Source organism: Rhizobacter sp. P1_G5 (genome assembly GCF_056405435.1).
On the sequence record NZ_JBFUCB010000168.1, the window covers coordinates 1 to 10,380 of the forward strand.

Annotated in this window: 8 protein-coding genes; 6 read left to right on the forward strand and 2 right to left on the reverse strand. The window is 70.0% G+C overall.

Annotated features, from left to right (window positions below):
- The 4 genes from AC1D12_RS13855 to AC1D12_RS13870 form a co-directional block, all read left to right on the forward strand.
- The coding region (locus AC1D12_RS13855; protein ID WP_477841006.1) for a winged helix-turn-helix domain-containing protein at positions 1 to 302 on the forward strand (302 nt) is incomplete at its 5' end.
- 6 nt (positions 303 to 308) lie between these two features.
- The gene (locus AC1D12_RS13860; protein WP_047512075.1) at positions 309 to 1,637 is read left to right on the forward strand and encodes an ATP-binding protein; all 1,329 of its coding nucleotides are present in this window, start codon (positions 309 to 311) and stop codon (positions 1,635 to 1,637) included.
- A complete protein-coding gene (locus tag AC1D12_RS13865; RefSeq protein WP_477841009.1) occupies positions 1,634 to 2,668 on the forward strand; it encodes a metallophosphoesterase in 1,035 nt (344 codons plus the stop codon). Before AC1D12_RS13860 ends, AC1D12_RS13865 begins: the two co-directional genes overlap by 4 nt.
- A 121-nt stretch (positions 2,669 to 2,789) precedes the next feature.
- Positions 2,790 to 5,219 carry a PEP-CTERM sorting domain-containing protein gene (locus AC1D12_RS13870; RefSeq protein ID WP_477841011.1) on the forward strand — a complete coding sequence of 810 codons (2,430 nt, stop codon included), beginning with the start codon at positions 2,790 to 2,792 and terminating at the stop codon, positions 5,217 to 5,219.
- On the opposite strand, the gene ispF is transcribed toward AC1D12_RS13870, so the two are convergent.
- Positions 5,209 to 5,712, reverse strand: coding sequence for a 2-C-methyl-D-erythritol 2,4-cyclodiphosphate synthase (ispF, locus tag AC1D12_RS13875; RefSeq protein ID WP_465112575.1), 504 nt, complete (start codon positions 5,710 to 5,712; stop codon positions 5,209 to 5,211). The genes AC1D12_RS13870 and ispF overlap by 11 nt on opposite strands.
- Complete coding sequence (ispD, locus tag AC1D12_RS13880; protein WP_477841012.1) at positions 5,712 to 6,404, reverse strand: 2-C-methyl-D-erythritol 4-phosphate cytidylyltransferase; 693 nt, start codon at positions 6,402 to 6,404, stop codon at positions 5,712 to 5,714. Before ispD ends, ispF begins: the two co-directional genes overlap by 1 nt.
- Before the next feature lie 98 nt (positions 6,405 to 6,502).
- On the opposite strand from ispD, the gene mfd reads away from it, so the two are divergent.
- Together mfd and AC1D12_RS13890 are read left to right on the forward strand one after the other, a co-directional pair.
- A complete protein-coding gene (gene mfd / locus AC1D12_RS13885; RefSeq protein WP_477841014.1) occupies positions 6,503 to 9,943 on the forward strand; it encodes a transcription-repair coupling factor in 3,441 nt (1,146 codons plus the stop codon).
- Positions 9,944 to 9,947: 4 nt separating this feature from the next.
- Positions 9,948 to 10,380: HAD-IB family phosphatase (locus tag AC1D12_RS13890; protein ID WP_477841016.1), on the forward strand; the 433-nt coding region annotated here is incomplete at its 3' end.

The window sequence follows — 10,380 nt, forward strand, 5'->3', positions numbered from 1 at the left end:
CCTTCGGCCCGTTCGAGTTCGACCTGGCGCTGCGCCGGCTCTCGAAGGACGGCGAGCAGATCGCGCTGACGACCGGCGAGTTCTCGATGCTGAAGGCGCTGGTGCGCCACCCGCGCCAACCGCTGTCGCGCGACAAGCTGGCCCAGCTGGCCCGCGGCCGCGAGTTCGAGCCGTTCGATCGCAGCCTGGACGTGCAGATCTCGCGCCTGCGCAAGATGATCGAGCCGGATCCGGCCCAACCTCGCTACATCCAGACGGTCTGGGGTGTCGGCTACGTGTTCGTCCCGGACGGCACCGCCTGACAACGGATGGCTCGCAATGCCGTCGCGCTGAGCCTCTTCTGGCGCACCTTCTTCCTGCTGGCAGTCCTGCTGACCGGCGGGATCTTCGCGTGGGTGCAGACCTTCCGCGCGCTCGAATTCGAGCCGCGCGCGGTGCAGGCCGCGCAGCAGATCGCGAGCCTGGTGAACCTGTCGCGCGCCGCGCTGCGCTATGCCGACGGCATCAACCGCGTGACGCTGGTCAAGACCATGTCCGACCAGGAAGCCGTGCGCGTGCTGCCGCGCGAGCCCGGCGACAAGTGGGAGGCCTTCGAGGTCGACCGCTTCTCGCGCGCCATCGGCCAGGAGCTGCGCACCCGCCTCGGCCCCGACACCATCGTCGCGACCGCGGTCAACGGCAACGGCGGCCTGTGGGTCGGCTTCTCGATCGAGAAGGATCCTTATTGGCTGCAGGCCGACCCGACGCGCGTGCGTCCGCTGGCCGGCAGCACCTGGCTGCTGTGGGTCAGCATCGCGCTGCTCGCCACGGTGGTCGGCTCGGCCGCGATCGCGCGGCTGATCAACCAGCCGCTGCGCGACCTGTCGTTCGCCGCCAGCCGCATCCGCGACGGTGAATACGAGTCGCAGCTCGACGAGAACACGCTGACCAGCGAGATCCGCCAGGTCAACATGGGCTTCAACCGCATGGCCCGCGAACTCGCGAAGGTCGAGGAGGACCGCGCGGTGATGCTCGCCGGCATCTCGCACGACCTGCGCACCCCGCTCGCGCGCATGCGGCTCGAGGCCGAGATGAGCGTGCACGACGAAGAGGCCAAGCGCAACATGGCGCTCGACATCGACCAGCTCGACGCCATCATCGACAAGTTCATGGACTACGCCCGCCCCGGCGAGACCAAGCTGGTGCCGGTGCACGTGAGCAGCCTGGTCGAGCGCGAGATGCAGGGCTTCCGCGACCCGAGCCAGATCCGCATCAGCTCGCGCGTGGCGATCGACACCAAGGTGATGGCCGACGAGATCGAGCTCGGCCGCGTGTTCCAGAACCTGTTCGAGAACGCGCGCCGCTACGGCCGCTCCACCGACTCCGGCGTCGCGCGCGTGCAGGTCAGCTACGCGCGCACCGGCCCGTGGGTGATCCTGAGCGTGCGCGACCACGGCCCCGGCGTCTCGCCCGACAAGCTGAAGCAGCTCACCACCCCGTTCTTCCGCGGCGACGCCGCACGCACCGCCGCGACCGGCGCCGGCCTCGGCCTCGCGATCGTCGAGAAGGCAGTGCAGCGCATGGGCGGCAACTTCGAGCTGTCCAACGCGTCCGATGGCGGGCTGGTCGCGCACGTCAGGCTGAAGCGCGCGCCATGACGACGGGGGCTCCGATCGCCCGCGCCGGGGCTCGCGGGTGGCGCGTGCTGTTGGGCATCGCCATCGTCGTGCTGTTCGGCGCGCTGGTCGCGCGCGACTACCAGGGCGCCTGGTACGAAGAGGAAGACAGCCACCGCGTCGTCGTCAAGCTCGCGATCTACTGGTTCTCGTGGCTGCTGTGGCCGGCGCTGGCGCTGCTGGCGCGCGAGACCTGGCGCACCGCGCGCCGCCGCAAGCCGGCCGCCACGTTCGCCGGCCTCGCGGCCCTCGCGCTGTGCGGCTGCTTCACCTGGGCACGTTTCATCGAGCCGAACTGGCTGCAGGTGCGCGAGACCCCACTCGGCACGAGCTGCGGCGTGCGCGTCGCGCTGATCTCGGACCTGCACGTCGGCCTCTACGTGCGCGAGGCCGAACTGCAGCGCCTCGTCGACCGGCTGAACACGCTGCAGGTCGATGCGGTGCTGGTGGCGGGCGACTGGACCTTCGAGCCGAGCCACGACCTGCGCACCACCTTCGCGCCGCTGGCCGGCGTGCGGCATCGCGTGCTGTCGGTGCTGGGCAACCACGACGAACAGCGCCCCGGCCCGCCGCTGCGCGACGAGCTGCAGCAGGCGCTGGCAGCCGCGCGCGTCGAGGCCATCGATGGCAAGCGCGTGCCGCTCGGCCGCTGCGAGCTGCAGGGCCTGGGCGACCGCACTGCGGGCTCGGCGCAGCGCAACCTCGACGCCTCGCGCACGCAACCCTGGACGGTGGACCGCGCGCACCGCGTGATGCTGACCCACAACCCCGACACGGTGTTCGACCTGCAGCCCGACGAGGCGGCGCTGCTGCTGGCCGGCCACACGCACGGCGGGCAGATCGACATTCCCGTCTTCACGAAGCACCTGCTGGCCCACGCCACCGACGGAGGTTTTCAACAAGGCCTCTACGAGCTGAAGAACGCCCGCGTCTACGTGACCCCGGGTGTCGGCATCGACAAGCTGCCGCTGCGCTTTCGCGTGCCGCCGACCATCGACGTGCTGAGCTTCTAGGCACATCCGTCAGATCGATCGCGCAAGACCTCGCACCCCGCGAGGGTGTGCAAAGAAGCGACACCGCTTGACATGGTCGTGGCGTAGAACCGCGGCACAAGTCACGTATCAGGGGGTCGTCATGATGCAGATACTCGCGCGGCTCTGCGCCACGCTGTGCGCCGCCGTGGGCCTTGTCGCCGCACCCGCGGCCCATGCAGCCAACTACGCGTTGTTCGACCTGGGGACGCTGGGGCCGCCGCCAGGGCCGGGACAGTGGAATCGCATGGAGGCCACCGGCTTGAGCAACAGCGGCCAGGCGGTKGGCTTTCAAACCCACCTCACCCAGGCGACGGACGGGTCGTGGAGCGAAACAGGCCGGACCGCCTGGATCAGCGGCGCCAACGGCATCGGCCTGAGCGCCCTCCCGACGCTCGGCGGTTCGTCGTGGACCCAGGCCAACGGCATCAACGACGCGGGCTGGGTGGTCGGCACGTCGTTGACGGCCGCCGGCACCGAGCGAGCCTTCGTGATCGGCCCGAACGGCACATCGGCACGCGAGCTCGGCACGCTGGGCGGCAGCTCCAGCAGCGCAACCGCCATCAACGCCAGCGGCCAGGTGGTGGGCACCAGCACGACCGCCGCGGGGGTTCAACGCGGCTTCATCAGCGATGCACAGGCCGGCAACCTGCATGAACTCGGCAGCCTGTACCCCGGCGGCACCAGCACCCCGACCGCCGTCAACGCATCCGGGCAGGTCACCGGCATGAGCAACCGCGCCCCGCTGGACGCCACGGACCGTGCCTTCATCACCGGACCGAACGGTGCTGCCATGCGCGAGATCCCCGGCCCCTACCCGGGCGACTTCAGCCGGGGCCTGGGCATCAACGACCGCGGGCAGGTCGTGGGGCTGGCAGCGCCCGGCCTCCGCTTCCCCACCGGGTTCATCGCCGAGGCCGACGGCAGCAGCCGCACGCTGGAGGTGCCACTGCCTCCCGCAGGCGGCGAATTCCCGGTGTCCGTGGACGTGTGGCCTGGCGGAATCAACGCCGCGGGCCAGGTGGTCGGCCGCTATCACCAAGGCACCTACGCGGAGGGCTTGTTCGTCACCGGGCCCGACGGCAACGGCGCAACGCTGGTCGACTACGGCCCGTTCTCCCCCGGTCCCCCCGGGTCGGCGCTGTATTGGAACTACGACGCCGCGCTGCTGATCAACGATGCCGGGCAGATCCTTGCCACGTCGGGGGACGGCCACGTCTACCTGATCTCGCCGGTGCCCGAGCCCGCCGTCGTCGCGATGATGCTGGTGGGCCTGGGCCTGCTGGCCTTTCGGCACCGGCGGCAGCTGGTCCGCGGGCTGGCGGCGCTGGGCGCGTCCGGCGCCTTGCTGGCCGCCGCGCCGCTCGCGCAGGCCGTCGAGTACAAGCTCACCGACCTCGGCGGCTTCGGCGGCGACTGGATCGGCATGGTCGCCACCGGCCTGAACGACAGCGGCCAGGTGGTCGGCTATGCGTATGCGCGCGGCAACAACGGCTGGTCGTCCGACGACAGCTACATGGCCTTCGTGACCGGTGCCGACGGCATCGGCCTGACCAGCATCCCGACGCTGGGCGGCAGTTGGAACCAGGCGACCGGCATCAACAACCAGGGCTGGGTCGTCGGCACCTCGTCGATCAGCGGCAACAACGGCGACGCACCGGACGACGTCCGCGCCTTCGTGATGCAGGGCGCCGGTGCTACGCCGCGCAGCCTCGGGTCGAGCGCGAACAGCTTCGCCAGCCGCATCAACGCCAGCGGCCAGGTGACGGGCACCTTCGTCAACGCCGACGGCCTGCAGCGCGGCTTCGTCACGACGCCTGGCGCCGGCGCGATCCGGCCGATCGGCACGCTGGGTGGCGCGACCTCGACCGCGAGCGGCATCAATGCCGCCGGCACCGTGGCGGTCAGCGCCGAGAACCGCGTGCGCGGCGACGCGACCGAGCCGGTGCGCTGGCGCGGCGCCCTCGCCGATGCGAGCAACCAGGCGCTGACCGAGGTGCGGGTTCCCGGCTACGACTACGACAGCATCGACACGATCACGACCGTGTCGGACATCAACGACCGCGGGCAGGTGCTGAGCGGCGCCGCGAGGTTCTACGGCCCCGACGGCGGTGTCTACCTCACCGAAGCCAACGGTGCCGTGAAGCGGATCGGGCTGGAGCAACTGGTCACGTTCCAGGGGCAGGGTCGAGAGGAGTTCTATGCGGGGGGGCGCGCGATCAACAACCTCGGCCAGATCGCGGGCAGCTACACCTTCTCGCCCTACCTGTTCTCCCACGCCTTCATCACCGGCCCGGACGGCAGCAACCCGGTCGACGTCAACAGCCTGTCGTTCGTCAACGCCGATCCGTCGTTCAACGACCTCTTCCTGTATGCGAGCGACATCAACGACCGCGGGCAGTTCGTCGTCACCACGCTCGGCAGCCGCGCGTTCCTGGTGACGCCGGTGCCGGAGCCGGCGGTGGTGCTGATGATGGCGTGCGGGCTGGGCTGGCTGTTCTGGCGACGCCGGGAGGCTTCGCTCAGGGCTTGATCAGCAGGCACACGGCGCGCGCCTCGATCGCTTCGAGGCGGCCGACCGGGCCCATCTTCTCGGCCGTCTTGGCCTTCACGCTGACGCGGTCGACATCGAGGCCGAGCGCGCCGGCCACGCGCTGGCGCATCGTCAGGATGTGCGGCGCCATCTTCGGCTGCTGCGCGACGATGGTGCTGTCGACGTTGGCGATCTCCCAGCCCTCGGCCCGCACGCGGCGCGCCGCCTCGGCCAGCAGCGCGAGCGAATCGGCGCCGTGGAACTGCGGGTCGGTGTCGGGGAAATGCTTGCCGATGTCGCCGAGCGCGGCGGCGCCGAACAACGCATCGGTCAGCGCATGGCACAGCGCATCGGCGTCGGAATGGCCGAGCAGCCCGTGCGTGTGCGGGATCTCGACGCCGCCCAGCACCAGCTTGCGGTCGGCCACCAGCTGGTGCGTGTCCCAGCCCTCGCCGATGCGCATCGCCGGCAGCTTGTTGCGGTTCGGGTTCATCAGCGCGTCCTCAGCAGTCGTTCGGCCAACGCGAAGTCGTCCGGGTAGGTGATCTTCAGGTTCTCCAGCGCGCCGCGCACCAGCAGCGGCGAGCGGCCCTGCGCCTCGATCGCGCTCGCCTCGTCGGTGACCTGGGCGCCGGCATGCAGCAACGCCTCGCGCAGCCGGGCGATGCGGAACATCTGCGGCGTCTGCGCCTGCCACTTGTGGCGGCGCTCCAGCGTCGCTTCGCTGCGGCCCTGCACCTCGTGCTTCAGCGTGTCGGCCAGCGGCAACGCCAGCAGCCCGCCGACCGCATCGTGCAGGCACACGTCGATCAGGCGGTCGATCCACTCGGGGCGCACCAGGCAGCGCGCGGCGTCATGCACCAGCACCCAGTCGTCGGCGTGCGCGCCGCGCGCCAGCAGCTCGGCCAGCCCGTTGGCCACCGTCTGCGCGCGGGTGTCGCCGCCGACGCGCGCGGCCCAGCCGGTGAAGCCCGGCGCGTGCAGCTCGAACGCACTGTCGGCGGGGCTCAGCACGACCAGCACGTTCGCGAGCCGCGCCACCTGCGCGAGTGCGGCGAGCGTGTGCGAGACCACGCTCGCACCGGCCAGTGCCGCGTACTGCTTCGGCCCGTTCGCCGCCGCACGCTCGCCGACACCGGCGCACGGCACGAGGGCGAACAAGCGGGAGGGGGAAGAAGTCGACATGGGGCGCGAAAAGGTGGCGAATTCTATAATCGGCACTGCCCTATCGCCCCGCCGCCACGTCGCGCGGGGCGATTTGATTTTGTCGCGCGATTGTGTCCATGCACCTTCCCAGCCTGTCTCCCGGAAAACGCTTCACGCTGCCGCGCCCGATCGGCTCGGCCGATGCCCTGCTGCTGGCGCGCTTCGCGCAGGCACGCACCGCGCAGAAGCAATTGACTGCGATCGTCAGCGCCGAGCCGGCCGACACGCAGCGCCTCGAAGGCGAGCTCGCGTTCTTCGCGCCCGAGCTGCGCATCGCGGTGTTCCCCGACTGGGAGACCCTCGCCTACGACACCTTCTCGCCGCACCAGGACCTGATCTCCGAGCGGCTGGCCACGCTGTGGCGCATCCAGCGCGGCGAGGTCGACGTGGTGCTGCTGCCCGCCTCGACCGCGCTGGTGCGGCTCGCTCCGCCGAGTTTCCTGGCCGCCTACACCTTCAACTTCAGGCAGAAGGAAAAGCTCAACGAGGCGGCGCTGAAGGCGCAGCTCACGCTGGCCGGCTACACGCATGTGAGCCAGGTGGTGTCGCCGGGCGAGTACGCAGTGCGCGGCGGGCTGATCGACCTGTTCCCGATGGGCTCGCTGGTGCCGTACCGCGTCGACCTGTTCGGCGACGAGGTCGACAGCATCCGCACCTTCGACCCCGACAGCCAGCGCAGCCTGTTCCCGGTGCCCGAGGTGCGGCTGCTGCCGGGCCGCGAGTTCCCGATGGACGAGGACTCGCGCACCGCGTTCCGCGCCCGCTGGCGCGAGAAGATGGACGGCGACCCGACCAAGGTGCGCCTGTACAAGGACATCGGCAGCGGCATCGCGACCGCCGGCATCGAGTACTACCTGCCGCTGTTCTTCGACAGCGTCGCGACGATCTTCGACTACCTCGGCGAGCAGGCGGCGATCGCGCTGCACGGCGAGGTCGACGACGCGCTGAAGCGCTTCTGGGTCGACACCCGCGAGCGCCACCGCTTCCTGCAGCACGACAAGGAGCGGCCGATCCTTCCGCCGGAAGACATCTTCCTGCGCACCGAGGATTTCTTCGCGATCGCCAATGCGCACGCGGTGCTGTCGGTGCGCGGCAAGGAAGAGACCGACTGGGCGCGCCCGCTGCCCGACCTCAGCGTCGACCGCGGCGCGCCCGAACCGCTGAAGAAGCTGCAGCTGCACGTGGGCACCACGGCGCACCGCGTGCTGATCGTCGCCGAGAGCGAGGGCCGGCGCGAGAGCCTGCTGGAGCTGCTGCGCGACAACCGCATCGAGCCGCCGTCGGTCGCGAGCCTCGCCGAGTTCGAGCAGGGCGACGAGCGCTTCGCGATCGCGGTCGCCCCGCTGGCCGAGGGCTTCTTCTGGCACGACGCCGAGCTCGGCCGCGCGATCCAGTTCATCACCGAGACCGAGCTGTTCGCGACCTCGCCCACCGGGCGGCGCAAGCGCAAGCAGGAGCAGGTCAGCGACGTCAACGCGCTGATCAAGGACCTGTCGGAGCTGAAGGTCGGCGATCCGGTGGTGCACGTGAACCACGGCATCGGGCGCTACATCGGGCTGGACAGCATCGACCTGGGCGAAGGTGCCAGCGAGTACCTGATCCTCGAATACGCGGACAAGGCGACGCTGAAGATCCCGGTCGCGCAACTGCACCTGATCAGCCGCTACACCGGCGTCAGCGCCGAAGAGGCGCCGCTGCACCACCTCGGCTCCGGCCAGTGGGACAAGGCCAAGCGCCGTGCGGCCGAGCAGGTGCGCGACACCGCGGCCGAGCTGCTGAACCTGTACGCCCGCCGCGCGGCGCGCGAGGGTTTCGCGTTCCGCTTCTCGCCGCACGACTACGAGGCCTTCGCCGCGAGCTTCGGCTTCGAGGAGACGCCCGACCAGAAGGCGGCGATCCACGCGGTGATCCAGGACATGGTGAGCCCGAAGCCGATGGACCGGCTGGTGTGCGGCGACGTCGGCTTCGGCAAGACCGAGGTGGCGCTGCGCGCGGCCTTCGTCGCCGTCACCGGCGGCAAGCAGGTGGCGATCCTCGCGCCGACCACGCTGCTGGCCGAGCAGCATTTCCAGAACATCTCCGACCGCTTCGGCAAGTGGCCGGTGAAGGTGGCCGAGCTGTCGCGCTTCCGCTCGCCGAAGGAAGTGAAGGCGGCGCTCGAAGGCATCGAGGACGGCACGGTCGACATCGTGATCGGCACCCACAAGCTGATCAGCCAGAGCGTCAAGTTCAAGCGCCTCGGGCTGCTGGTGATCGACGAGGAGCACCGCTTCGGCGTGCGCCACAAGGAGGCGATCAAGGCGATGCGCGCCGAGGTCGACGTGCTGACGCTGACTGCGACGCCGATCCCGCGGACCCTGGGCATGGCATTGGAAGGCCTGCGCGACCTGAGCGTGATCGCGACCGCGCCGCAGCGGCGCCTGGCGATCAAGACCTTCGTGCGCAACGAGAGCACCGGCACCATCCGCGAGGCGATCCTGCGCGAGCTGAAGCGCGGCGGGCAGGTGTACTTCCTGCACAACGAGGTCGAGACGATCGAGAACCGGCGCGAGAAGCTGCAGGAGCTGCTGCCCGAGGCGCGCATCGCGGTCGCGCACGGCCAGATGGCCGAGCGGCAACTGGAGCACGTGATGCGCGATTTCGTCGCGCAGCGCCACAACGTGCTGCTGTGCTCCACCATCATCGAGACCGGCATCGACGTGCCGAGCGCGAACACCATCGTGATCAGCCGCGCCGACAAGTTCGGCCTGGCGCAGCTGCACCAGTTGCGCGGGCGCGTCGGCCGTTCGCACCACCAGGCGTACGCCTACCTGCTGGTGCCCGAGGTCGAGGGGCTGACCAAGCAGGCCGCGATGCGGCTGGAGGCGATCCAGAACATGGAGGAGCTCGGCTCGGGCTTCTACCTCGCGATGCACGACCTGGAGATCCGCGGTGCCGGCGAGGTGCTGGGCGACAACCAGAGCGGCAACATGATGGAGGTCGGCTTCCAGCTCTACAACGAGATGCTGGGCGAAGCGGTGCGTTCGCTGAAGGCCGGGCGCGAGCCCGACCTGCTGTCGCCGCTGTCGGCCACCACCGAGATCAACCTGCACGCGCCGGCCCTGCTGCCCGATGCCTACTGCGGCGACGTGCACACGCGCCTGAGCCTGTACAAGCGCCTGGCCACCGCCGAGAAGCCGGAGCAGATCGACACGATGCTCGAGGAGATCACCGATCGCTTCGGCAAGCTGCCGCCGCAGGGCCAGACGCTGTTCGACGTGCACCGGCTGCGCGTGCTGGCCAAGCCCTACGGCGTGATGAAGATCGATGCGGCGCCGGGGCTGATGGTGATCAGCTTCCGCCCCAACCCGCCGGTGGATGCGATGCGCATCATCGAGCTGGTGCAGAAGAACCGCCACATCAAGCTGGCCGGCAACGACAAGCTGCGCATCGAGCGCCAGACCCCGGAGCCGAAGGACCGCGCGCAACTGATCCGCGACGTGCTGCGCTCCCTCGGCCAACCCAAAGAGACTGCCTGATCCCATGACTCGTGAATTCGCCCCCGGCCTCGTCATCCAGCGCTTCACGCCGCCGCTGCGGCTGGCGGACTTCAAGCTGATCGCGTTCGACATGGACTCGACGCTGATCAACATCGAATGCGTCGACGAGATCGCCGATGCGGCCGGCCGCAAGGCCGAGGTGGCGGCGATCACCGAGGCCGCGATGCGCGGCGAGATCACCGACTACAAGGACAGCCTGCGCCGGCGCGTCGCGCTGCTGAAGGGCGTGCCGGTCAGCGCGATGCAGCAGGTGCTCGACCAGCGGCTGCAGCTGAACCCCGGCGCCGCCGAGCTGGTGCGCGCCTGCCAGGCCGCGGGCATGAAGACGCTGCTGGTGTCGGGCGGCTTCACGTTCTTCACCGACCACGTGCGCGACCGCCTGAAGATCGACTTCACGCGCTCGAACGTGCTGGAGG

Excerpts from the sequence above, each read along its gene's own strand:
- AC1D12_RS13860 (WP_047512075.1), top strand. The coding sequence starts at position 309 with ATGGCTCGCAATGCCGTCGCGCTGAGCCTCTTCTGGCGCACCTTCTTC.
- AC1D12_RS13865 (WP_477841009.1), top strand. The coding sequence starts at position 1,634 with ATGACGACGGGGGCTCCGATCGCCCGCGCCGGGGCTCGCGGGTGGCGC.
- ispF (WP_465112575.1), bottom strand. The coding sequence starts at position 5,712 with ATGAACCCGAACCGCAACAAGCTGCCGGCGATGCGCATCGGCGAGGGC.
- ispD (WP_477841012.1), bottom strand. The coding sequence starts at position 6,404 with ATGTCGACTTCTTCCCCCTCCCGCTTGTTCGCCCTCGTGCCGTGCGCC.
- mfd (WP_477841014.1), top strand. The coding sequence starts at position 6,503 with ATGCACCTTCCCAGCCTGTCTCCCGGAAAACGCTTCACGCTGCCGCGC.